22 protein-coding genes and 1 pseudogene are annotated in these 22,294 nt (G+C 64.0%); 12 read left to right on the forward strand and 11 right to left on the reverse strand.

Going from position 1 to position 22,294, the window contains the following annotated elements; all coding sequences use genetic code 11:
• Positions 1–230 precede the first annotated feature (230 nt).
• The 5 genes from OB905_10265 to OB905_10285 all read right to left on the reverse strand — a co-directional run bounded on the left by OB905_10265 (position 231) and on the right by OB905_10285 (position 4,179).
• Positions 231–1,115, reverse strand: coding sequence for a DUF6293 family protein (locus OB905_10265; protein ID MCU4926365.1), 885 nt, complete (start codon positions 1,113–1,115; stop codon positions 231–233).
• A 90-nt stretch (positions 1,116–1,205) separates the two neighbouring features.
• Positions 1,206–1,607: a hypothetical protein gene (locus OB905_10270; GenBank protein MCU4926366.1), complete on the reverse strand. Its 402-nt coding sequence runs from the start codon at positions 1,605–1,607 to the stop codon at positions 1,206–1,208.
• 196 nt (positions 1,608–1,803) lie between these two features.
• Complete coding sequence (locus OB905_10275) at positions 1,804–2,403, reverse strand: hypothetical protein (protein MCU4926367.1); 600 nt, start codon at positions 2,401–2,403, stop codon at positions 1,804–1,806.
• A gap of 49 nt (positions 2,404–2,452) precedes the next feature.
• The gene (locus OB905_10280; GenBank protein MCU4926368.1) at positions 2,453–3,919 is read right to left on the reverse strand and encodes a sodium:solute symporter family protein; all 1,467 of its coding nucleotides are present in this window, start codon (positions 3,917–3,919) and stop codon (positions 2,453–2,455) included.
• Complete coding sequence (locus OB905_10285; GenBank protein MCU4926369.1) at positions 3,916–4,179, reverse strand: DUF3311 domain-containing protein; 264 nt, start codon at positions 4,177–4,179, stop codon at positions 3,916–3,918. The genes OB905_10280 and OB905_10285 overlap by 4 nt, the downstream gene beginning before the upstream one ends.
• Before the next feature lie 174 nt (positions 4,180–4,353).
• Here OB905_10285 and OB905_10290 point away from each other — a divergent pair.
• From OB905_10290 to mgtE, 3 genes and pseudogenes are all read left to right on the forward strand, one after another.
• A pseudogene (locus tag OB905_10290) lies at positions 4,354–5,188 on the forward strand (helix-turn-helix domain-containing protein).
• A 135-nt stretch (positions 5,189–5,323) separates the two neighbouring features.
• The gene (gene dnaG, locus OB905_10295) at positions 5,324–6,727 is read left to right on the forward strand and encodes a DNA primase DnaG (GenBank protein ID MCU4926370.1); all 1,404 of its coding nucleotides are present in this window, start codon (positions 5,324–5,326) and stop codon (positions 6,725–6,727) included.
• 53 nt (positions 6,728–6,780) lie between these two features.
• A complete protein-coding gene (mgtE, locus tag OB905_10300) occupies positions 6,781–8,040 on the forward strand; it encodes a magnesium transporter (GenBank protein MCU4926371.1) in 1,260 nt (419 codons plus the stop codon).
• 58 nt (positions 8,041–8,098) lie between these two features.
• Here the strand turns inward: mgtE and OB905_10305 are convergent, their stop codons facing one another.
• Together OB905_10305 and OB905_10310 are read right to left on the reverse strand one after the other, a co-directional pair.
• Positions 8,099–9,424, reverse strand: a complete 1,326-nt coding sequence (locus tag OB905_10305) for a DUF92 domain-containing protein (protein ID MCU4926372.1) — start codon at positions 9,422–9,424, stop codon at positions 8,099–8,101.
• A 238-nt stretch (positions 9,425–9,662) separates the two neighbouring features.
• A complete protein-coding gene (locus tag OB905_10310) occupies positions 9,663–11,414 on the reverse strand; it encodes a PAS domain-containing protein (GenBank protein ID MCU4926373.1) in 1,752 nt (583 codons plus the stop codon).
• Between the two features lie 240 nt (positions 11,415–11,654).
• Between OB905_10310 and OB905_10315 the strand changes: the two genes are divergently transcribed.
• Positions 11,655–12,260 carry an undecaprenyl diphosphate synthase family protein gene (locus tag OB905_10315; GenBank protein MCU4926374.1) on the forward strand — a complete coding sequence of 202 codons (606 nt, stop codon included), beginning with the start codon at positions 11,655–11,657 and terminating at the stop codon, positions 12,258–12,260.
• A 41-nt stretch (positions 12,261–12,301) separates the two neighbouring features.
• Here the strand turns inward: OB905_10315 and OB905_10320 are convergent, their stop codons facing one another.
• The 3 genes from OB905_10320 to uppS form a co-directional block, all read right to left on the reverse strand.
• Positions 12,302–12,523 carry a hypothetical protein gene (locus OB905_10320; GenBank protein ID MCU4926375.1) on the reverse strand — a complete coding sequence of 74 codons (222 nt, stop codon included), beginning with the start codon at positions 12,521–12,523 and terminating at the stop codon, positions 12,302–12,304.
• A gap of 113 nt (positions 12,524–12,636) precedes the next feature.
• The gene (locus OB905_10325) at positions 12,637–13,152 is read right to left on the reverse strand and encodes a hypothetical protein (protein ID MCU4926376.1); all 516 of its coding nucleotides are present in this window, start codon (positions 13,150–13,152) and stop codon (positions 12,637–12,639) included.
• Positions 13,153–13,218: 66 nt separating this feature from the next.
• Complete coding sequence (uppS, locus tag OB905_10330; GenBank protein MCU4926377.1) at positions 13,219–14,151, reverse strand: polyprenyl diphosphate synthase; 933 nt, start codon at positions 14,149–14,151, stop codon at positions 13,219–13,221.
• Between the two features lie 106 nt (positions 14,152–14,257).
• Here uppS and OB905_10335 point away from each other — a divergent pair, with 106 nt between their 5' ends.
• The 6 genes from OB905_10335 to OB905_10360 all read left to right on the forward strand — a co-directional run bounded on the left by OB905_10335 (position 14,258) and on the right by OB905_10360 (position 19,263).
• Positions 14,258–14,662, forward strand: a complete 405-nt coding sequence (locus OB905_10335) for a DUF5778 family protein (protein ID MCU4926378.1) — start codon at positions 14,258–14,260, stop codon at positions 14,660–14,662.
• 66 nt (positions 14,663–14,728) lie between these two features.
• The gene (locus tag OB905_10340; protein MCU4926379.1) at positions 14,729–15,859 is read left to right on the forward strand and encodes an Lrp/AsnC family transcriptional regulator; all 1,131 of its coding nucleotides are present in this window, start codon (positions 14,729–14,731) and stop codon (positions 15,857–15,859) included.
• A gap of 3 nt (positions 15,860–15,862) precedes the next feature.
• Positions 15,863–16,534 carry a bifunctional precorrin-2 dehydrogenase/sirohydrochlorin ferrochelatase gene (locus tag OB905_10345; protein ID MCU4926380.1) on the forward strand — a complete coding sequence of 224 codons (672 nt, stop codon included), beginning with the start codon at positions 15,863–15,865 and terminating at the stop codon, positions 16,532–16,534.
• Positions 16,531–17,916: a glutamyl-tRNA reductase gene (gene hemA / locus OB905_10350; GenBank protein MCU4926381.1), complete on the forward strand. Its 1,386-nt coding sequence runs from the start codon at positions 16,531–16,533 to the stop codon at positions 17,914–17,916. Before OB905_10345 ends, hemA begins: the two co-directional genes overlap by 4 nt.
• A 230-nt stretch (positions 17,917–18,146) precedes the next feature.
• Positions 18,147–18,533, forward strand: coding sequence for an LWR-salt protein (lwrS, locus tag OB905_10355; GenBank protein ID MCU4926382.1), 387 nt, complete (start codon positions 18,147–18,149; stop codon positions 18,531–18,533).
• Between the two features lie 82 nt (positions 18,534–18,615).
• Positions 18,616–19,263: an HAD family hydrolase gene (locus OB905_10360; GenBank protein MCU4926383.1), complete on the forward strand. Its 648-nt coding sequence runs from the start codon at positions 18,616–18,618 to the stop codon at positions 19,261–19,263.
• Positions 19,264–19,299: 36 nt separating this feature from the next.
• Here OB905_10360 and OB905_10365 read toward each other — a convergent pair whose 3' ends face one another.
• Positions 19,300–19,968: a helix-turn-helix domain-containing protein gene (locus OB905_10365; GenBank protein MCU4926384.1), complete on the reverse strand. Its 669-nt coding sequence runs from the start codon at positions 19,966–19,968 to the stop codon at positions 19,300–19,302.
• A gap of 155 nt (positions 19,969–20,123) precedes the next feature.
• Here OB905_10365 and OB905_10370 point away from each other — a divergent pair, with 155 nt between their 5' ends.
• Positions 20,124–20,558, forward strand: coding sequence for an Hsp20/alpha crystallin family protein (locus OB905_10370; protein ID MCU4926385.1), 435 nt, complete (start codon positions 20,124–20,126; stop codon positions 20,556–20,558).
• 75 nt (positions 20,559–20,633) lie between these two features.
• Positions 20,634–22,238: an AarF/ABC1/UbiB kinase family protein gene (locus tag OB905_10375; protein MCU4926386.1), complete on the forward strand. Its 1,605-nt coding sequence runs from the start codon at positions 20,634–20,636 to the stop codon at positions 22,236–22,238.
• The last annotated feature ends 56 nt before the right edge of the window (positions 22,239–22,294 follow it).

Below are 22,294 nucleotides of genomic sequence, written 5' to 3' on the forward strand. Positions count from 1 at the left end.
AGGTAATTACCCGAACAAGACGTTTTCTGAATCGTACATCTGAAGTAGTCGATTCATCTTTTGATGTCATGTCCCTAATCACTATAACAGATGCTAAAAACATACCGTCAATCTATGGACGCCCTAGCACTCCATACGCAGCTGTAGGTACTGGAGTGCCGATTATCTTCCACCCCCACGCATTGTGGAAAGAGGCCGTGAGTCCCTCCACTGGCAAGCGGAACTGCGACTCAATCAGAGTGTGCGCGCACCCACAGCTCGCCGATCCGCGAGAGGCGAGTCCGGTAGGACTTGCCGTGTTCTTCGCGCTCGATATACCCTTTCCCGCCGGGGCCGAGTCGGTCGACGTTGTAGATGACTTTCGAGCGGAAGCTCTCGGTGTACTCCTCGGTTAGTTCCTGGGAGAGGGCCTCAGCGAGCTCGGAGACCGAGTCGAACTCGCCGTCCTCGCCGAGTTTGTAGAGAATGAGCTCCTCGAAGGGTTTGACGTTCGAGAAGGAGGCGACGGGAAGTTCGACGACGTGGCGGCCGTCGATCTCCTTGGCGCCGATGGTGGTGCCGCGCTCGTCGAACTCGGCGAGCAGGTCCCGGGCGCTCTCGAGGCGCTCTTGGACCCGGTCGTCGTCGACGTCGCCGTCGAGGAGATCCGAAAGCAGGTCGACTCCCTCTCGGAGTTCCTCGGCCAGTTCCGTCTCCAGATACTTCTCCGGAGCGGTGTAGTAGGTGTGGATCCCCTCGCGGTCTTCCTCGCGCTCAACCATCAGGGAGTGGGCCGCGGTCGCGAAGGCGAAGCTGACGGTGCGGGGCATCGCCGCGATGTTTACCCAGACCTCGTTGCCGTCGTCGAGTTCGGCCGTAATCAGCTCGTAGGCCTGCTCGAAGGCGTCGTCGTAGTCGTAGACGTCGGCGAGGACGAAGCGGTCGGTGCTCGCTCCGAGCAGGTTCTGGAAGTCGGTCTCGAGTTTCCGCGAGAGGTTGCGCGAGTACTCGACGTTGGCTTCGGAGCCGACTGCACCCTCGAGCAAGATGACGTGATCGACGTCGATCTGATCGCGCACGAGGGGTGCGATCAGCCGGTCGTAGTCGAAGCCGACCGGGACGATGTGGGTTTGCATACCCGATACAGCGCATCCAGGCCGTATAAAAGCAATCAGAACGGACCAGAGCGCAGGTCGTCGCGGGGTGGGGGCTTGGGCCGGATACAGTCACTGCGTCGCCCACTCCATTCCCTCCTCGAACGAGTCTGCGACGTGCGTCTCGACGCCTGGAACGTCATTGATCTGACTCCGGAGCGCGAGGTTTTTGATCCCGTCTGAAACCATGACCCACTTCGTGATGCCGTGGTCGGTCCCCATCGCCGCGGCCTCCGTTGCCTTCTCGAAGACGTCTACAGTTAGCGCGGCATCCATTTTGAGCCACGAGAGGTGCGCGTGGGCGTCGGATCGGGACGCCAGTTCCTCGAACTGCCGGTTGACTTCCTCGTACTCCGAACGCTCCGAGGGCATCCCCTCGGGGAACTCGGCGACGACGACGCCCTCACGGACGTAGAGTTCCCAGTCGCCGTCCGTTTCGCCGGCATTTCTCGCAGTTCGCGGATCAGGTGTCATCGATCGTGTCTTTCGGCGGAAGATGAGTAACCAGTACTCCTACGAATGTAGGCCAGCACTGCCAATCGACCACGCTCACAGCCGAGTGAAACGCTCAGTCGTCCGCGAGCCCCTCGAAGTACAGTGTCCGACGTTCGTCAGGAGCGAGAGCCCTCGGGAGCGAGACGAGAACACAGAGACGGTCCGGTCACGTCGATTACGAATTGGTACCGCTATCGGTCTCGATCGTCCGAACGAACTCCTGGATCAGTCCCCGGTCTCGGTCCGGTTCGATCGCGACCGCGTCCGAGACCGACTGGGGAACGGTTAGTGGTAGCGTCCCGCCGGCCATTCCGTAGGACGTTTCCGTCGGCCAGACCGCGACGTGCGTCTCGGCGTCGATCGTCCGACGGTCCGTCCCATCCGAATCGATCGCCAGCGCCGTCGAGAACGCATAGTGACGTCCCGTCGTCCCATCGGCACGCTCGAATTCACCCTTCGTCAGCTGGTCTTCGACGATGAGCCCGTCTGCTTCGGCGCTCTCGAGTACGAGCTGCTTCGCCCGTGGCGCGGCGAACGAGAGCACCGCCCGCGGGGAGAATCCGAGCGTGGATAACGACGGCTGGAACCGGATCGCGATCGCGAACAGTGACCGTGTTGGAATCGCGCTGGCCGTCTGGGCGTCCACTGCGGCCGCCGTCTCGCGGTGTTCGAACAGCGTAATATTGGCCGTGATCGACGCAACGGCGAGTTGTGACTGTTCGGTTCGTATCTCTGCGATCTGCCACTCCGACGCGAGTCGCTCCCGGAGGTCCATCGATGTCGGCTTGCACGGGCGGCGGTAAGAGACTCCCGTTCGAATCGGGTCAGTCGCCCGAGAGCCCCTCGAAGTACAGTGCCCGACGTTCGTCGGCCGCTGGCGCAGTCGCGAGAGAGACGGCAATCGTGAGAACGAGGCCGAGTCCCATGCCGACCAGCCCGGCCGACCAGCCGGCGTAGGCGCCCGGAATCGGGGTGAACAGACTCGCGAGGTAAAACAGCTGACTGCCGACGATCCCGGCGGTGATCCCGGCTCGGGTCGTCCCCCGCCAGTAGAGGGCGACGAGCACCGGCAAGGCGAGTTGGGCGAAGCCGCTGAACGCGGCGTCGCCGAGTTCGAACAGGGTCGCCGGGTTGTAGAGGCTCGCAACGAAAGCGGCGGTTGCAAAGGCGACGACCCCGATCCTGGCGAGCAGGTCCTCGCGTCGTGCCGAGAGGTCCGCCTCGACGAACGGTCGGTAGAGATCGCGCGTGAAGTACGACGAGCCAGACAGCAGCATCGAGTCCGAAGAGGACATCATCGCGGCCATCGCGCCAGCGATGACGATCGCAGCGAACCAGATGGGTGTGTACTCCGCGAGCACGGCTGGGAGGACGTTTCCGCCCTCTGGGACCTCCACGCCCAGACCGCGCCCCCAGGCGCCGATCATGAAGGAGGGGACGAACAGTAGAACGCAGAGGATCGGCCAGAGGGCAAACGAGCGCTTGAGCACGGTCCGTGAGCCGGCAGCGAAAAATCGCTGGTTGACCTGCGGGAACATCGCGACGCCAAACCCGATCGTGATCGCCGTCGAGAGCATCCACTGGGGCGTGTAGTAGTCGCTGCCGAGCGCCAGGAAGTCGGGTTCGACCGAGCCGAGTTCGGCGGTCGCGACACCGGGGCCGCCGACGACGGCGAGCAGCCACAGCATCGCAACCCAGGTAGTCACGAGCATCACCGCACCCTGGAGCGTGTCCGTCCAGGCGATGCCACGGAAGCCCGCGACGACGACGTAGGCGATCATGAAAACGGTGATCAGTCCGGCGCCGACGGCGTAGGGCAGCGCCCCCTCGGTCAGCGCCTCGAGTGCCGTCCCCGCACCAACTTGCTGGAGCATCACGTACGGAAAGAGCCACAGCAAGCTGACGCCCGCAACGAGCCCTCGAAGGCGTCTCGATCCGAACCGGTCGCCGAGCATCTCGCCCAGTGTGACGTAGTCGTACCGCTGGCCAAGCAGCCACTGCTTGTAGCCGACGAGGTACCAGAGGATCGCGAAGATGATCCCGTCCATCAGCCCCATCACGAGCACCCACTCGGGACCTTGCTGGTAGGCGATGTTCGGTCCGGCGAAGAAGGTAAACGCCGATAACAGGGTGGCAAACGTGGTAAAGAGAAGCACGACGGTGCCGACGGTCCGACTCGCCAGATAGAAATCCTCGGCGGTACGCTCGGTGACGCGGTAGGCGACCAGACCGATCACTAATGCGAGGAACATGTAGCCGACGATGATGGCCAACTGGACGGCGAGACTCACCGGTTCTCACCCCCCACGTTGGATCCACTTGATTCGGTCGACCCGTCGCGCTCGAAGTCCGGTTCGATACCGATTCCCCACGCACGCTTCGTGAAGATCCAGAAGACGACCGATGCGAGTATCATCCAGCCGATGTGCCACCAGAGCCACAGCGGGAAGCCGGCCACGACCGCCGATGTGCCCCAGAGGAACCAGGGGATCGCGAGTGCGACGAGCACGAGGGCGACGGCCAGCCACCCGATGCGCTCAGCAAGAGTCATACCGGCACTCAGCCCGCCACTGTGGTAATAGTTACTATCCAATCACCCACATTGGAGAGGATTTTTCACCACTGGGGAGTTGCGTCCTGAGACTCCCATATTCAGAAGCTAAAAATCGGCTTTTAGGTAGGAAAAAGTGTATACGTGTCGGCGAGAGTATGATAGCTGACGGAGATGGCTCGGCTGTTCCCCTTTCGATCGGAGACGTCGACCGACAAGCGACAGCCGCGGGTCGTCGATCTTGGGGACGAAGACGCCGACGCGGTGTTCAGTGCGCTCTCCTCGACGACGGCACGAGAAATCTACACGACCCTGGAAGGGCGTCCGGGGACGCCAAGCGATGTGGCCGAGGCGATCGACTCCTCGATCCAGAACGTTCGGTACCACCTCGAGAAGTTAGAGGATGCCGGCCTCGTCGAAATTGTCGACACCTGGTACTCCTCGCGTGGCAACGAGATGAGCGTCTACGCGACGACGAACGGACCACTGATCGTCACCAGCGATCGTTCGACGGCCGACCGGCTGAAGGCGGCGCTCTCGCGGTATCTCGGGGCCGTCGCGGCACTTGCCGGCGGCAGTCTCCTCGTCCAGTACGGACTGGCGCAGTATTACGGCGGCGAGACCGCGGGAAGCGACTGGTTCTCGTGGGGGGGAGCCGACGATGACGACGATGCGGATGCCAACGGTGACGCCGCCTGGGAGGAAGACGATGCGGCAGAAGACAGTGCAGCGAACGGCGCGGACGCAGCGGACGAAAATGGTGGGGCGAACGGTGACGACGCGAACGTAACCGATGACAGCGACGATTCGTTCGACAGCACCGACGAAGCTGTCGATACCGGAGACGACACGGGCGCGGGCGACGTGCCCACGGATGGAACCGTCGACGGTGCCCCCGAGGGCGCCGAAGCGGTGTTCGCAGCGGCCCCCCCCGGGCGTGCTCTTCTTCCTCGGCGGGCTCGTGGTGTTGACTGCAGTGTTCGCCTACTGGTACTGGCAGACGTACTGACTGCTCTCGCGCACCTGAAGGGCACCCTCATCGTAGTGGACACCGCTCGGCAGGTGTGTCAACAGGTATTTGCCGTCCAGGATCCTACTTGTACTAGACACGACGGTCGCGCCGATTTCGCGCGATCGATTCCACATGGACGAAACGTCGAAATACCACATCCACGCGGACGTGACGGCCGATGGCGTCGTCGAGCGTAGCGACGTCGTTGGCGCGATATTCGGGCAAACGGAGGGACTGCTCGGCGAGGAACTCGACCTGCGGGACTTACGCCAGTCCCAGAAGGTCGGACGGATCGACGTCGAGATTGCAAGCGCCAGCGGCCAGTCGCACGGCGAGTTGACGATCGCGACGAGCCTAGATAAGGTCGAGACAGCGACGCTCGCAGCAGCACTGGAGACGATCGAGCGCGTCGGTCCGTGCCGGGCCACGCTGGAAGTGACCGGCATCGAGGACGTCCGTGCAGCAAAGCGCCGAGAGGTCGTCGACCGAGCAACCGAGCTGTTGCGAACGGGCTTTGACGATACGGTGATGTCCTCCGAGGAGATTCTGGCAGAGGTCCGCCAGCACGTCCGCGTCGAGGATATCACGGAGTTCGAGGGGGCCCCGGCAGGTCCTCGCGTTGCCGACAGCGACGCCATCATCGTCGTCGAGGGGCGTGCAGACGTGCTGACGCTGTTGAAGTACGGCATCAAAAATGCCATCGCGGTCGAGGGGACGAACGTCCCGGATGCGGTGGCTGAGCTCACCGGACACCGGACGGTGACTGCCTTCTTAGACGGCGATCGCGGCGGAGACCTGATTCTCGAGGAGCTGGCCCAGGTCGGGGAGTTAGACTACGTCGCGTTTGCCCCCTCGGGAAGCTCCGTCGAGGATCTAGACCACCACCAGCTGTTCGCTGCGTTGCGAAACAAGGTTCCGTACGAGTCGATTTCGGAGCACCAGGAGCCTCGCTCGGCAGTCGCCGCCACAGACGGAAGCGCCTCACCGGCACCCGCCCCGCCGGCGGACGAGTCACCGTCCACCGCAGACGAGTCACCGTCCACCACAGGGAGGACCGACGGGAGCACCTCGCCGGCACCCAGCCCGAAAAACGAACGCGACGCCGGTCCGAGTGAAACGACAACAACGCGAGCGCAGACAGCGCTCAACGACGACGCCGATACTGCGGATGACGGCACCGACGGTGCGGATGGAGACGCCAACACTGCAGGTGGCGACGCCGACGAACCACGGACCGTCTACGAGCACGCAACGACGGTCATTCGAGCCGGGACCGACACAGCACGGTTCGTCGACGCGGAGGGAAAGACCGAAACCGACGTCCCGGCCGGCGACGCGTACGAGGCGCTCACAGCGGCAGACACCGCGCCACAGCTACTCGTGTTAGACGCGATTCTCGGACAGCGACTCCTCGATCTGGCGGCCGATCGAGGCGTCGAGCGGATCGTCGCCCGATCGCTCGGCCAGTTCACGAAGCGACCTACCGGGGTTCAGATTCACGCGATCAACGACGTCGCAGAAGCCACGCCCGAGTAGCGTCGTCGGCCGTGGCTCGATACCGTTTAGTGTCTCACGGGTAGGACACGAGTATGGACAGTCGATCGACGGAGATTCAGGAGACGATCTCGATGTCTCCAGAGCCGTCCGACCCATTTACCGACCTGCCGCGAGACAAGTGGCGCGACGTGTTCTTCTCACTTCCGGGGAGCGTCCGAGAGGTGCTCGTGGAAGATATGAGCCGCCCCGAACTGGAAACGTTCATCGATCAGCTCGATCCCGACGAAGTCACGGACGTGCTCGGGTACACCGACGAGGAGAGGCGCGAGGCACTACTCGCGACCCTCGACAGCGAGCGCCAGGAGAAAATCAACTTTCTGCTGTCGTTCAACCCCGAAAGCGCGGCCGGACTAATGAGCCTCGATTACGTTACCGTCGACGCGAGCCGGTCATTTCGCGATGCAACCGAGCGCGTTCGGCGCTTCGAAGACCGAACGGGGCGGATACCGACGATCTTCGTCACCGACGAAAGTGAACTCCAGGGGGAGCTACCGGGAGTGGCGCTGTCAGTGGCCGACCAGGAGACCGAGACGATCACTGATCACGTACAGGAGACACCCCACGTCAGGTACGACCGTGACGACGAGGACGTACTCGAGGTGTTTCAGCAGAACCGCGAGCGCACCGTCGCCGTCCTCGACGAGGAAGACGACATTCTCGGCGTGATCCACGCCGACGACCTGCTGACGCTAATCGAAGAGGCGAAAGGCGAAACACTCTACGAGTTCACCGGCGTCGCCGAAGAAGAGAGCGTTCTCGACGGCCCGGCGACGAAGGTGCGCAGGCGGTACAAGTGGCTGATCCTCAACCTCGGAACGGCGTTCATGGCGGCCGCAGTCGTCGGGTTGTTCGAAGCGACGATCGCAGCCGTCGCCATACTGGCTGCGTACATGCCGGTCGTCGCTGGTATGGGAGGGAACGCGGGAACGCAGGCGATGGCGGTCACCGTTCGGGGCATCTCGCTGGGACAGGTATCGCTCAACACCGGCAAACGCGTCATCGCCAACGAAGTGATCGCCGGAGCCGTCAACGGGCTCATCACCGGTGTGCTCGTCGCCACCATCGCGATCGCCTTCTCCTTCGGCGAGTTCGGGGTTTTGCTCGGCGCCGTCATCGGGATTTCGATGGTCGCGAACCTGGTCATTGCGGGCTTTTTCGGCGCGATCACCCCACTGATGCTCGACCGGATTGGATTCGATCCGGCAACCTCCGCGACGATTTTCATCACCACGGCAACCGATGTGCTGGGCTTTTTCGTCTTCCTCGGACTAGCCCAGGCGGTCTTGCTGTGAACGGGCTCCTCGCTGCGTACCTCGCTTCAGTCGCGGTGAGGGCGTCTCGCGTGGGCCGTCATCCCAGTGTCGCCACCGAGATCACGAGCAACGCACAGACGACTGCGCCGGCCAGCGTCGCCAGGAAGTTGACGCCCTGATTGCCGAGGAAAGATCCTTCGAGCGTCGCCCCGAGGAGGCTGTCGACGAGCATCCCGGTGACGCCGGCCGCCACGATGACGAGCGCACCGATCGCGGTGACCTCCTCGAAGAACGAGACGGCGATGATGGCGACGACTGTCGCACCAACGAGGCCCGCGAGAGATCCCTGCCAGGTGATTCCGCCGTCGGTCCCGGGTTCGACCGGCTCTAACGTGGTTATCAGCCGCGGCTCGTCGAAGACGCTCCCGATCTCGCTCGAGAGCGTGTCGCTCATCGCGGTCGCGACCGAGCCTGCGAAGGCAAAGAGGAACAGCTCGGGTGCGCCAGGGAGCATCCCCGCCGAACTGGCTTCGTAGCCGAGGACGGCGGCGATCGCCACCGCGGCGTTACCGAGGACGTTTCCGCTGCCGCGAGCACCGTCGTTTTGCTCGGCGACGCCGCGGGATGCCTTCTCGTCGTACCGGAACTTCGTTGAGAGGCCGCCGATGGCGAAAAACGAGATCAAGACGACGAACCAGCTGTAGCCCCCGAGGACGATCGTGAGCAGGCCGAGCAAGACGCCGGTGAGCATCCCCGCAATCGAGGCGGTCTCGAGCGCATAGGAGGCGTACCCAAGCAAAACGGTGACCGCGAGCGCAACGAGTAACTCGACGGTCCCGATAACCGGTTCGAGCTCGGCGAGCAACCAGAGCAGTAAGCCGACCGAGAGCATCACCACCGGATCGTCGTACAGAAAGAGGACGTCGCGCAACAGTGCGGCGAGTAACGCCCCACTGGCCGCGAGGAAGAGGGCGATCGGAAGCGCGTCCGTGAGGCCGTCACCGACGATCCAGAGCGTGGTGAGCTGGCCGACGACGGCGGCGACGGTGCCAACGATGCAAAATGCGACGACCGATCGAACGCCGTGTTCGATTCGGATCCGGACCAGCTGCTCGGCAACGTTGCCGAAGCCGACCAGAAAGACCGCGCCGACGAAGATGGCGACCGGCACGGAGAGTACCTCGGTGAGTAGCCCAAACGCGCCGAGTGCGAGAACGAACGTGATCAACCCATAGAGGCGCTCGTCCTCGTAGTCCTCCGGATAGGCGAGGAGATCGAACAGCGGGCCATCGGTAATCGAGAGCGCCCCGAGGACGACGACCGCTGCCAGCGCCGCGGCGACCAGCGGGCCAAACAGTGGAAGGACGAGCGAGAGCGTACAGAGCGCAGCGAAGATCCCTGCTCGTCGAACGGGAGCCGTCACGATATCCGACCCTTTCTGTGGTGGTTACTTTAACGTTCCCGAAGCCGTGGGGCCGTCGAAATCGACGGCTCTGACGGACGCAGTCAGGGACGGAGCACCGAGCCGGCCGACTGCCGTCGGTGGGGAACAGGTCGAGCGTCGCCGACGACAGCTGTACGCGGCCGGGAGTCTCGGTACGGGCGCGGAGGCGCCAGTCTGGCCGCAACGTCCCGATGGGACGGAGGCGCCGGCCCAGCGATCAGTCGGCCCGCAGGAGCGTCACCGTGATCTCGTTGCCACCGGCTGCGTGCTCTGAGACCGTGACCGAGCCGCCAGCCATGGTGACGAGCCACTGGACGAGCCATAGGCCCAGTCCGCTCCCGTGCTGGAGCGCGGTCTCCTCTCTCCCGAGCAGCGTGGTCTTCTCCTGGTCGGTCAGTAGCGGGCCGGAATCGATCACAGACACGCGAACAATCGGCCGGTCGGTGCCGTCGGGACGCCGCTGGGTGTCCAAGTCCGCGGTGACGGTCGCCGACGGCGACGGGTGATCGGCGTGTTTGACGGCGTTCTCGAGGAGTTCCTCAAAGACGACCTGGAGTGCGTCCGGTCCGAGCACGCGGACGTCGGCCGGGACGTCCGTCGTAATCTCGGCGTTCGGATACGAATCCGATACGGACGTGGCCGCCGTCTCACAGAGGGTAGTAAGCCCCACCGAGGTGGTCGTCTCCACTCGAACGCGTTCGAGCAGGGTGTCGGTGTCGCGGACCCGATCAGAGGCCCGAAGGAGGCTCCCTCCGTGTTCGAAAATCGGGGCCAGCTGCGCCGTATCGAGCTCGGTCGTCTCCGCAAGGTGGACGGCCTGTCCGAGGATGACGTTCATGCTGTTGCGGAGGTTGTGACGCAACAGGCGCTGGAACATCTCCGCTCGTTGCCGTTCTTCTACGTGGGTCGTTACGTCCTGTTGGAAGCCGATGAAGTGCGTCAGCGAGCCGTTTACGTCGAACACCGGGGTGACCTGGAGGCGGTTCCAGAAGGGCGTGCCGTTTTTCCGGTAGTTGATGAGTTCGACCGTGACCGGCTCACGGCGATCGATCGCCCGTCGAAGTTTCGAAACGGTGTCTGGATCGGTCTGAATCCCCTGGAGAAACCGGCAGTTCCGCCCGAGGGCCTCCGCCCCCGAGTACCCTGTGAGTGCTTCGAACCCCTGGTTGACGTAGATGATCGGATTATCGGATTGGTGGGGATCGGTAATGATGATCCCCAGGTCTGCCACGTCCACTGCCTGAGAGAGAAGGATCTCGTCGGTGATATCGCCGAAGTAGACCGAGAGACCGTCGCCAGACGGATAGGCGGTGACGTGGAACCACGTTTCGAGCGGTTCGTGATAGAACTCGAACTCGCTGGTCGTGCCAGTCTCTACGGCGGTGGTGTACTTCTCGTAGAGGATGGTATCGGTCGTCTCGGGGAACGCGTTCCAGACGTTGCACCCAATCAGGTCTGCCGCGGATTTCTGTAGCAGCGTCTCAGCATACTCGTTTACCGAGGTAAACTGCCAGTCGGAATCGAGCGCGTAGAATCCGTCCGTCATCCGGCTGAGGCTGGTCCGTTCCGGGGAGTCGTCTAAGAAGAACTGGTCCCCGCGGAGACACTGGACGAGCGTCGTAATTCGATCGCGGACCTGCTCCGGTGCGTCGGCGCGTTGCATCTGTACGACCGTCGTCGGATGGGGTGCTCGGTCGGCGTCGCCGAGCGTGTACTCACCGTCAGAGAGAAAGACCGTGGGGAGAAGTGGGTCTCGGGTCTGCGTTCGATCGAGTAGCGTCTCGGCGTCCATGTCGGGCAGATCGCGACCGAACAGGAGGACGTCGACGTCGGCGCGATCGAGCAACGCGAGCGTTTCCGCGCCCGTTCGGGCAGTGAGGACGTCGAACTCGGATTGAGATTCGAGATAGTGTATTAGATCTTCGTCATAGGAGGGGTCAGAGGCAAACAGGAGAGTGAGCGAGATCATAGGACACTCACTAACACATAAACTGATAACGCTATTGTTATCTTTAGCCCGGCGGAGGGATAGAGAGCCGGGTCCGAACAGTTCACTAGTACCTCCGTCAACCGGACGCGAGCCCGAAACCCTACGAGACGCGCCCGCATACGATCGACCACCGAAACCTCTCAGTCTCCAAAGAGGGTTCGAGGGCGACGATTCACCCGGAGCCGTAATCGGTTTGTCACCGGGTCAGGAACTACGGTCGTGGGACTGTACGAACGGTACCTGGCGTATCAGATTCGCCGACACGAGGGGGACACCCCCGATCACGTTGCCCTGGTCCTTACGGAACGGGATCTACTCGAGGACGGGGCCTACGAGACGCTCACGAGGTGTTTCGAGTGGGCCTTCGAGTACGCCTCGCGAGTGACGGTGTACGTAAGCGTCTTAGACGCCGCGGCCGTCCCGGCACTGCGCGAGGAGCTCGAGACAGTCGAGACCCCCCGAGAGGTGGCGGTCCGCGGCCCGGAAGATCGGACGCCGGCAGATGCGCCGATCCAGATCGGCATCGGACTCGGCGGGAAACACGAGTTTACGAGTGCCGTCAGAACGCTGTCCGAACGCGTCGAATCGGGCGATCTCGAGCCCGGAGAGATCGAAACTGAGCATGTCGAGGACAATCTCGTCTTTCCCGACGAACCCGACCTCGTGATCAAGACCGGTGCCGAACGCCTCTCGGATTTCATGATCTGGCAATCGGTCTACTCGGAGCTGTACTTCACCGACGTCAACTGGCGCGACCTTCGGAAACGTGACTTCCTGCGCGCCGTCCGAGAGTTTTGCAACCGTTCGCGTCGGTTCGGGCAGTAGCTGGCTGTTCGAGACCGGCGATGGCTGCGGTACGCAGCCGACTACGCGCCGTCGGCTGGAATCTCGACGAACGACCGAAACGTGACGACGACGCCGACGGCGAGGGCGACGACGCTGCCAGTGATCGCGATCACGTCGAGCGCCGCGTACGTCTCGGCCGCCTCGGCCGGGTGGCGAAGGACGCCGCCTAAAGCGAGTACCACGAGTCCGACGAGTCCGAGAGTCGTCAGGCCGAGTCCGACCGCGAGGAGCTGCCGGTTCATTCGAGAGTGCTATTTCGAGGGCGGTCGGTTGAGCGTTTCGGCTGTGGACGCGCTCAGTCGGAGGTGACGGAGAGTTCGCGTAGCGCAGCGCCAAGAAACGTCAGTGTCCCTCCTCAGAAGTCGTCGGCGTACTCCTCTAAGTCGCTTAGCTCTTCGATCGTCGTGACGAGGATCGCCTCCTCGACCTCATCCGAGCCGAGGAAGACGAGGATGTGCTCGTCGTCAGGGTCGTCGACGTCGATCGTCTCCTCAGTGCCCTCTTCGCCGTCGATCGAGTCGCCGTCATCCAGTTCGACGTGGACGGTATACTCACCGGCATCGGTGAAGACCTCGTCGTAGATCGCCTGTGCGTCCTCGTCACCGTCGTCGTCGCCGGCTTCTAAGTCGAACGTCTCGTCGAGGACGCGCTCGCCTGCCGGATCCGTTACCTCGATCGTTCCAGCGACGGGCTCGTCAGCGCCGTTGATCACGTTGACGTCGTCCAGAACGAGCCCGGCGAGAAAGTCGACGACAGTCGAACAGCCCGCAAGGGCTGCGGTCGCCAGGCCGGCACTGGTCGCCAGAACGCGTCGGCGTGAGAGCGACGGGGTGATCGATGTCGGGGACATGTTAGCAGGGTTGGGTGTCATCGTCGACTCGAGTTTGGATTCCACTGACAAAAGAGTCCCGGGCGGAGTTTCCAGCTGAGAAAGTCACTAATCGGCGGCCTGTCCGCTCGCATCGGGCGCCTCGACGTCCTCTGCGTCCGGTCGTTCGGAAATCGGCAGCGAGTCTCGAAAGCGGGCGACGGTCGAGCGTGCCTCGACAAGTTCGACGTCGCCGAGAGCACCCAGAAGCGCCAGTGCCCGTCTGGCACGGGTACGTCGCCAGGATGCCTCGCGGTGTTCGTAGGTTCGAATCCCGCGCAGGAAGTCGGCCTTCGAAAACTCCGGCCAGTAGGGCGTACAGAAGAAGACAGCGGCCTCGTTGCCGTTTGCGTGCCACGGCAGGAAGTTCGAGGTGCGCTCGTCGCCGCCGGTTCGGATGATCAGATCGACGTCACGGACGGGGCTATCGTAGAGCTGAGATTCGATCCGGTCGACGTCGATCTCCCCCGGATCTAGCTCGCCGGCGTCGACCTCCGTGGCGACGTTTCGGGCGGCACAGAGTAGCTCCGAGCGACCGCCATAGGCCAGCGCGACGTTCAACACGAACTGGTCGTAGGCTTCGGTTCGCGACTCGGCGTACTCGACAGCGTCGCGGACGCGTTCGGGCAGCAAAGAGACGTCGCCGAGCGCGCGGATACAGACCTCGTTGTCGTGGACGCGGTCGGCGTCGGCGAACGACCGAAGCTTCTCACAGAGGAGGTCAAAGAGTGCCTCGTTTTGCTCGTCCGGGCGGTCGAAGTTCTCCGTCGAGAAGGTGTACAGGGTGAGCTCCTCGACGCCGACGTCCTGGCACCATTCGAGGACGCGCTCGGTCGTCTCCGCGCCGGCTCGGTGGCCGTCCGGTGCGTCCTCGCCTTGCTTGCGAGCGTACCGACGGTTCCCGTCCTGAATCACGGCGACGTGAGTCGGTGCGCCGGAGAGCTCCCGAGAGAGCATACGCTCGTACACCCAGTCCACACGCCGGCGGAGCCACCGCTTCATCGTCCGTTGTAACTTCGTCGAAGGCTATGTGTCTTGTGTGTCAGGTACCCCCACTCGACACTCGCGAATCGTGACCGCTTTGAGTCCAGACGCGTACTCTCGACCGATGGAAGACGCTATCGATACGGATCTCTACGAGCGGACGAAGGCCTTGCTCGAGCCCGGCGAGATCGAGTTGAACGGCGCCATCGTCCACACGCCCTACGGCGGTAGCGAGGACGTCCAGATGATGCAGGCGACGATCGATGTCGGCGACATCATCGCCGAGCACTCGGGCTACGATTCGACGGACTGCTACGTTCACTCCGGCAACGACGACCCCGACTTCTCCTCGAATCAACACCAGGGGCTGAGCTTAGAAGACGAGTCGTTCGTCTGGGAGTGCCAGCAGCTGCTGCGAAACGGGACGTTCGAAATCGTGATCTACTACGAGGCGAGCGCAGACCACGAGGCGATTCTGGCGGACATCCGTGAGCTGGGCTACGACGTGACCGGCGTCGAAGGGGAGTAGCCGGCGAGCAACTGGCCAACAGGGCTCGCCCGAGGCGCTTATACATCGTCAGTCGAAGAGTCACGTATGAGTACGGACGCCGACCTCACAGACCGCGAGCGGGGGGTCATCAACGCCTTTCAGGGGGGATTTCCAGTTACGGAACGCCCGTTCGAGGACGCCGCGACGGCGATGACGGCCGCAGGGGTCGAGATCGACGCGGACGAACTGCTCGAGACGATCCGCGAGTTAGACGACCGGGGCGTCCTCTCGCGGTTCGGCCCGCTCGTCAACGCTGCCGAGATCGGCGGCGCGGCGACACTGGTCGCCATGCACGCGCCCGACAACCGGTTCGACGAGGTCGTCGAGGCGGTCAACGCCCATCGTGAGGTTGCGCACAACTACGAGCGCGAGCACCCACATCTGAACGTCTGGTTCGTCGTGAGCGTCGCCGAGGAGCAGCGAGTCGCAGCGGTGCTGGCCGAAATCGAAGCCGAAACGGGCCAGGAGACGTACAATCTGCCAAAGCAACAGGAGTTCCGCGTCGAGGCGAAGTTCTACGTCGACGGGCCGCTCGCTCCGCCGGAGTCGGGCGAGCCGGGCGGCGTCGACTGTTCGGACCAAGGACCAGACGTTTGCGACGACGAGCTGGAGGAACGGGAGAGTTCGACGACGCTTTCGCCGGGCGAGCGAGACCTCGTCCTCGAAATTCAGGACGGGCTCCCGCTCACTGACACGCCGTATGCGGACGTCGCCGCGGCGATCGGCCGCGACCCCGCGTGGGTCCGCGAGACAATCAAACGGTTCGATCGCACGGGGAAGATCCGCCGGATCGGCGTCGTCCCGAACCACTACGCGCTGGGCTATACGGAGAACGGAATGACGGTCTGGAACGTCCCCGACGAGGTCGTCGCCGAAGTGGGTCCCGAGGTGGCCGCGCTCCCGTTCGTCACTCACTGCTACGAACGCCCCCGCCACGAGGGCGTCTGGCCGTACAACTTCTTCGCGATGACCCACGGGCGAAGCAAGGAAGAGAGCGAGCAGCGCATCGAGCAGGTCCGCGAGACGATGGCAGCCCACTGGGACGTGGGCGCTGACGACTGGGACTCGCTGTTCTCGACCCAGATATTGAAGAAGACCGGTATCAGGCTCGCTGAGCGCGCCGACGCCAATACGGAATCCGAACAGCACACCGACTCGCCGACAGACTCCGCCTAACGCATGATCCCTCTGCTTCACGACTTCTCCGCGTCGACGGTGCTCGTCTTCGGCGGCGGCCCCGTCGGCGCGCGGAAGGCCCGCCGGTTCGCCCGCGAGGCGCGCGTCGTGGTCGTCAGCCCGGCCTTTGCCAACGAATCGTTCGAGTCAGAGGGAACAGGCGAGACGGAACTCCTCCGGGCAGCTCCCGCACCCGAAGAGGTCGGCGACTGGCTCGACCGGTTCGAGCCCGCGCTGGTCGTCGCCGCAACTGACGACGAATCCGTTAACGACGCGGTGGTGGCTGCAGCGCGCGATCGAGGAACGCTGGTCAACCGCGCGGATCGCGCTGGCGAACGCGAGCCGGGAAGCGTCGTCGTGCCGGCGACGGTTCGCGAGGGCGACGTCGTCGTCTCGATCTCGACGAGTGGAACCGCACCAGTCCTGAGCAAACATCTCCGAACGGAGCTAGACGCGGAGCTCGCGGGGGCCGGCGAGATGGCGACGGCGCTCGCTGCGCTTCGAACTCGTCTCAAAGAACTGGACGTTCCACCCGACCGCCGGCGCCAGATAGTCACTGACACCGTCAATTCTCCGTCCGTTTGGACAGCTTTACGTACGGGAGCCCCGAACACGGAGCAAGTGATCGAGGACGTGCTGGAGGAGCACCGAAACGCCGGAGGTGAGCTGCAGTGACCGCAGGCGGACTGGTGACGAGTGCCCGCGTGACCCACGAGCGCGCCGACGTCGACCAGCTTGCAGCCGCGAGTCCGTCCAGCCAGCGCGCCGGCGTCGCCGGTCTGCTGGCCCGACCGGGGGTTTCCGAGGCGTTCGTCCTCTCGACGTGCAACCGTGTCGAAGCGTACGTCGTCGCCGAGGACGGCGCGGTCGGCCGCGCCGCCATGGAGGGATTTTTCGCGTCGGTCGACGACGAGGCGGTCGTCGTGGCCGACCACGATGAGAGTATCACGCACCTGCTGCAGGTCGCTTGCGGGCTCGAATCGGTCGTCATCGGCGAGGATCAGATCATCGGCCAGGTCCGGCGAGCGTACGAGGACGCCCGGACCACCGGCGGGATCGGGTCGTTGCTCGAGATGGCCGTCACCAAAGCGATTCACGTCGGCGAGCGTGCCCGCACCGAGACGGCGATCAACGAGGGTATCGTCTCGCTGGGCTCGGCGGCGACCCGGCTGGCAGGGCGTGAGATCGATCTGACCGACGCGACGGCGCTCGTGGTCGGCGCCGGCGAGATGGGACAGCTCGCTGCCCGCGCTGTGGCCGCAACGGAGACCGCTGAGGTCGTCGTCGCCAACCGGACGGTCGCTCACGCCGAACACGTCGTTCGCGACATCGACGACGAGGTGACCGCCAGCGCTGCCCCACTAACTGCGGTCGGGACGATCGCCCGGCGGGCGGACGTCATCATGACCGCGACTGGAAGCGACGAGCCGGTACTCGAGACACACCACCTCGACGAGGACGGCAGCGAGCAGGTCGTCGTCGATCTCGGCCAGCCCCGAGACGTCGCGCCGGGCGTGGCAGACGTCACGGACGTCTCGGTGTACGATCTCGACGATCTCGAGTCGGTAACGACCCGAACTCGCGAGCAGCGCGCGGCGGCCGCCCGGGAGGTCGAGGTACTGATCGATCGGGAAGTTGACAACCTCCACGATCAGTACAAACGCGCCCAGGCCGACGACGTGATCGCAACGATGTACGAGTCCGCAGAGCAGATCAAGCGCCGCGAGCTCGAGACCGCCAAAGCACGGTTAGCCGAGAGCGAAGGGAGCGTCGACGAGTGGGAGATCATCGAGTCGATGGCCGACGCGCTGGTCGGCCAGTTGCTCGCGCCGCCGACCCAGAGCCTGCGAGAGGCGGCTGCCCAGGACGACTGGGAGACGATCTACACCGCACTCCGACTCTTCGATCCCGGGCTCGACGATGGCCCGCCATCTGCGATGCAGTCTCCGTGGGAGACGGGACAGCGAACCACCGGTGGCGATCTACACGGCATCGGCACAGCCCGATTCGACGCGAGCCGGCTCGGCGAGGCCAGCGGTATCACTGACGACGACTGAACGGAGCGGCCAGGCACAACCGTTATGTTTTCGGCTGCGATCAGTCGGTCCATGCACGCTTGTCCGGATAGCGGACGCAAGCGCGTGGTTCCAGACGGAAGAGGCGAGCAACGCGCTTCGGTAGTGGACGACGGCTGCGGGGGTCGACCAGCGGTCGGCGACCGCGAGGGTCACCTGTCGAACGGCGACCGGAAGGTTGGGCCGTCGAACGCGGTGTGGAGAGCAGCAGAATGAACGGGCAGTACGTCTTCCGTGTTGGGCTTCGCCTCGAGACACGACGAGACGACGTCCGGCTCGATCCCACCACCGCCGAGACCACGCTCCGAATCGAGGCTGCGGAGCCGGGAACGGAGGGATGGCGCTTCTTTCGAGACACCCTGTGGCGCGGTGAGCTGTCGGATCCGACGTACGGGCGAGAGCTCATCGACGAGTGGGTCGAGCCACCGGTCGACGCCGTCGAGTTCCGCGAGCTACAGGTCGATGACGCCTACCGCTCGGCACTACAGACCGAAATTGCGGACGATCTGGACGCGTTCAACGCCGAGACTGTCACCGAAGTGCTCTCGAAGTACCTCGGGTCGAGTATCAGAGTGATGGGCGAGGGAGAGCACTGGTGATGGAGAGATGCTCCATCCGAATCCGAGACGTCACGATCCGGCGACAAACACTTGTCTTCGAACCGTGTAGATGAGTGTCCGCATGGTCCCCGAGTACGACTTCTGGCTGCTCGACCTCGACGGGACCCTGGTCGACGTCGACTGGGGGTACACGAGAGAGGTCTTCGATCGGGTCGGAGACCGGCTCGGACGCCGCTTCAGCGACCGCGAAGCCGACATCATCTGGAGCGGGTTAACCGGGTCACGAGACCGCCAGCTTGCGGCATGGGGCATCGATCCAGCCGAGTTCTGGGAGATATTCCACGACGAAGAAGATCCTCGCGTACGCGCCGAACAGACCTATCTCCACGACGACGCCGACTTTGTCACCGAGATCGATCAGCCGGTAGGGCTGGTGACTCACTGCCAGGAGTTCCTCTGTGAGCCGGTGTTAGATCGCGTCGATATTCGCGACTGGTTCGACGTCGTCCTCTGTTGTAGCGAGCAGACCGGGTGGAAACCGGACCCGACCCCCGTCGAGCGCACGATGTCGGAACTCGGCGTCGGCCACAACGGCCACCAGGGCGTGCTGGCGGGCGACGGTGCCAACGACGTCGGCGCCGCCTGGAACGCCGGGCTGGACGCGATCCACGTCGAGCGCGTCGGCCACGAGCGCCGTGGACAGTGCGTGCTCGGCGACTACCGGATCACGTCGTTCGAGGAATTGCAGGCCGAAACGGAGGAGCTGTAGGCGGAACTCTGTGGAACGACAGAAAGCGCTGACGGGTTATCGCGGCCCGGTCGTCGATTCTTCCCTGTCGGTGGGCTGGATCTCCTGCTCGACGAGGGTGCCGTAGGCCCGCCGGAGCCGTTCTGAGAGCGCCTGGTGAGAGATTCCCAGTTCGCCGGCGAGTTCCTCCATTGAGATCCCACGGGGAATCTCGAAGTAGCCGTGTGCTAAGGCGGCCTCGAGCGCCTCGTGCTGTTGGGGAGTAAGCGATGATCCCTCCGCAGCGTCAGTGGCGACGTCCGAGACGCGACGTAAGTCGACGGAGACGTCGTTACGGACGAATTCCTCGTGGATCCGCCAGAGATGGTCCCGATCCCGGACCCGTATTTTGGCTTGCCACCAGCCGTCGACCCCCCAACACGCCAGCAGGGCGCACCCCTCGCCATCCTCGATGCGACCCTCCGTGAGACACGGCGCTCCTTCGGCGAACGTTACGTCGTACAGGAGCCGTCCGGTCGTCTCGGTTACCAGAGAGTAGGCCTCGACGGAGGAATCCGCGTCGAACGCCAGTTCGACGTCGTCGCGGCTCACACCATCGACCCACAGCGAAGGGACAGTCCGAGATACCGACGGCTCGAGTTCGAACTGGACGTCGGGAACGCGCTCGAACGTGTGTCCGAGCGACGTCTCCGCGGCCGAGACACGAAACTCGGCGATAGTCGACATTGATGAACGTACGAGAGAGAGGGTGAAAACTGCTACGTAGGCGATTTGGACAGTCTGGAGCAGTGATACGGGAGGTTCGGCGACGTCAGCTGGGAGCCCGGTCGACAGCTCGAACGACCGCGGTCTTTTTCGTTCCCGCGTCCGAATCGCCAGCCATGGCACCGCTGCGCGAGGCGCTGCAAGATCTCTCCGACGACGCGTTTTTCGATCTGCTCGAGAGCGAGGGGGCGTATCTGCTCGTCCTCGACGTCCCGGGAGCCAGCGCGGAGACACTCGAGGTCACCGTCGACGACGGGCACATCTCGGTCGAGGCGCGTCGGGAGAAGCCCGACGGCGAGGGGTACCGGTACGTGACGGAGGACCGCCCGCTGTATCACGATGTCGACCTTCCGCTCCCTGCCGACGCGACCGAGTCGGGGGCCGAGGCAGTCGTCGAGCGCGGCGTCCTCGAGTTGACGCTCCCAAAGCGTACCGCGACGGACGAGACGAACATCGACGTTGTCGAGGGGGAAAATCGAGACGAAGACGACATCGTCGAAAGCCGGGATCGAGACGAAGATGACGACGACGAGCCCGCCGGGGGCGGCTAACGAGGGGTGGGCGGTCTGTCCACCCTCCGTGCGTACCGGCGGTTCGTCGTCGTCACGTGGCAGTTCCTCCCGCTGTTGCTCGCGTACGCCCGCGACCGGCGCCGATTCCTGCTGTTCGGCAGGCGGCGGCGCGTCGACCACCAGACCCACCGCCGTCGGGCGGAGGTCCTCCTCGAGTCGTTGCTGACGCTCGGCCCGACGTTCATCAAGCTCGGACAGCTCCTTTCGACGCGGCCCGACGTGCTCCCGCCGGCGTACGTCGAGGTGCTCTCGGCGCTCCAGGACGACGTGCCGCCGACTGACTGGGCCAAGGCAGAGGAGGTTGTCGAGGAGGAGTTAGGGCCCGTCGACGAGCAGTTCGACGCCTTCGACACCGAGGCGATCAGCGGTGCGAGCCTCGGACAGGTGTACCGGGCCCGGCTGGACGGCCAGGAGGTCGCGGTAAAAGTCCGGCGGCCAGAGATCGAGGAGCTGGTCGCGGCTGACCTGCGCGTCATTCGGTGGTCGATGCCGATTCTGCTCCGCGTGGTCGACGACTCGAGAGCGTTTTCACTCGAGAATCTGGCCGACGAGTTCGCCAAGACCATCCGCGAAGAGATGGACTACGAGCGCGAGGCGCGGATGCTAGAGGAGATCAAAGAGAACCTCGGCGCGGACGATCGGGTCCGGATTCCGGCGGTGATCGATCGTCGGTCCGGACCACGCGTCCTGACGATGGAGTACGTCGAGGGGACGAAGATCAACGACATCGAGGAGCTCGAAGCGCAGGGGATCGACCGCGAGCAGATCGCAGAGAACCTCCAGCGGGCGTACATGCAGATGATCATCGACGACGGAGTGTTTCACGCCGATCCCCACCCCGGCAATCTGGCAGTCACCGACGATGGGCAAATCGTCTTCTACGATTTCGGGATGTCCGGCCGGGTCGACGAGTTCGTCCAGAACAAGATCGTCGAGTTCTACATCGCAGTCGCCAACCGCGATATCGACGCGATCCTCGATGCGCTTATCGAAATCGGGACGCTCAGCCCCGAGGCGGACCGGGCAGTGATGGCCGAGGTGATGGAAGTCGCGATCGAGAACGCCCGCGGGCGGGAGATCGAGCAGTACCGCGTCCAGCAGATCGTCGGCCAGGTCGAGGACTCGATCTACGAGTTCCCCTTCCGCCTGCCGAAGAATCTGGCGCTCGTCCTCCGGGTCGCGACGGTCGTCGAGGGCGTCTGCATCACGCTCGACCCCGACTACGACTTCATCTCGACGGCGACCGAGTACCTGACCGAGGAGGGGTATCGCGAGGAGTCGATTCGGCAGTTCATCGACGCAACGGGTGCCGACGTCAGAGACGCCGGGACGTCACTGATTCGGGTGCCGCCAAAGACCGAGCGGGCGCTCGACCGTCTCGAGCGTGACAATCTCTACGTTCGGATCGGTGTCGAAGACGACAAGAACGTCTTCGAGCACCTCGCGCGTCGGTTGATCTACGGCATGTTGCTCACGATGGCGCTGTTCTCGACCGGCGTCCTCTACGCGCTGGAGGCGCCCGAGGCATCGATCGTCGCCGGGGCGTTCGCAGTCGTCATCACGGTACAGCTCTACCGCTCGTTCCGGGAATCGCGAGGAATCAAGGCGAAACCCCAGTTCACGCGACAAAACGTGAGCCGACGGCGCGGCGAGGAGTGACGGGATCGCCGTAACCGGTCACAGGAGCCGAAGCGTCCCCCAACTGGCACAGACGC

It is taken from the genome of Halobacteria archaeon AArc-dxtr1 (genome assembly GCA_025517425.1).
In the GTDB taxonomy this organism is placed as follows: domain Archaea; phylum Halobacteriota; class Halobacteria; order Halobacteriales; family Natrialbaceae; genus Halostagnicola.

Coding starts and splice junctions, on each gene's coding strand:
- OB905_10265 (MCU4926365.1), bottom strand. CDS start 1,115: ATGCAAACCCACATCGTCCCGGTCGGCTTCGACTACGACCGGCTGATC.
- OB905_10270 (MCU4926366.1), bottom strand. CDS start 1,607: ATGACACCTGATCCGCGAACTGCGAGAAATGCCGGCGAAACGGACGGC.
- OB905_10275 (MCU4926367.1), bottom strand. CDS start 2,403: ATGGACCTCCGGGAGCGACTCGCGTCGGAGTGGCAGATCGCAGAGATA.
- OB905_10285 (MCU4926369.1), bottom strand. CDS start 4,179: ATGACTCTTGCTGAGCGCATCGGGTGGCTGGCCGTCGCCCTCGTGCTC.
- dnaG (MCU4926370.1), top strand. CDS start 5,324: ATGGACGAAACGTCGAAATACCACATCCACGCGGACGTGACGGCCGAT.
- mgtE (MCU4926371.1), top strand. CDS start 6,781: ATGGACAGTCGATCGACGGAGATTCAGGAGACGATCTCGATGTCTCCA.
- OB905_10310 (MCU4926373.1), bottom strand. CDS start 11,414: ATGATCTCGCTCACTCTCCTGTTTGCCTCTGACCCCTCCTATGACGAA.
- OB905_10320 (MCU4926375.1), bottom strand. CDS start 12,523: ATGAACCGGCAGCTCCTCGCGGTCGGACTCGGCCTGACGACTCTCGGA.
- OB905_10325 (MCU4926376.1), bottom strand. CDS start 13,152: ATGACACCCAACCCTGCTAACATGTCCCCGACATCGATCACCCCGTCG.
- uppS (MCU4926377.1), bottom strand. CDS start 14,151: ATGAAGCGGTGGCTCCGCCGGCGTGTGGACTGGGTGTACGAGCGTATG.
- OB905_10335 (MCU4926378.1), top strand. CDS start 14,258: ATGGAAGACGCTATCGATACGGATCTCTACGAGCGGACGAAGGCCTTG.
- OB905_10340 (MCU4926379.1), top strand. CDS start 14,729: ATGAGTACGGACGCCGACCTCACAGACCGCGAGCGGGGGGTCATCAAC.
- OB905_10345 (MCU4926380.1), top strand. CDS start 15,863: ATGATCCCTCTGCTTCACGACTTCTCCGCGTCGACGGTGCTCGTCTTC.
- lwrS (MCU4926382.1), top strand. CDS start 18,147: ATGAACGGGCAGTACGTCTTCCGTGTTGGGCTTCGCCTCGAGACACGA.
- OB905_10360 (MCU4926383.1), top strand. CDS start 18,616: ATGGTCCCCGAGTACGACTTCTGGCTGCTCGACCTCGACGGGACCCTG.
- OB905_10365 (MCU4926384.1), bottom strand. CDS start 19,968: ATGTCGACTATCGCCGAGTTTCGTGTCTCGGCCGCGGAGACGTCGCTC.
- OB905_10370 (MCU4926385.1), top strand. CDS start 20,124: ATGGCACCGCTGCGCGAGGCGCTGCAAGATCTCTCCGACGACGCGTTT.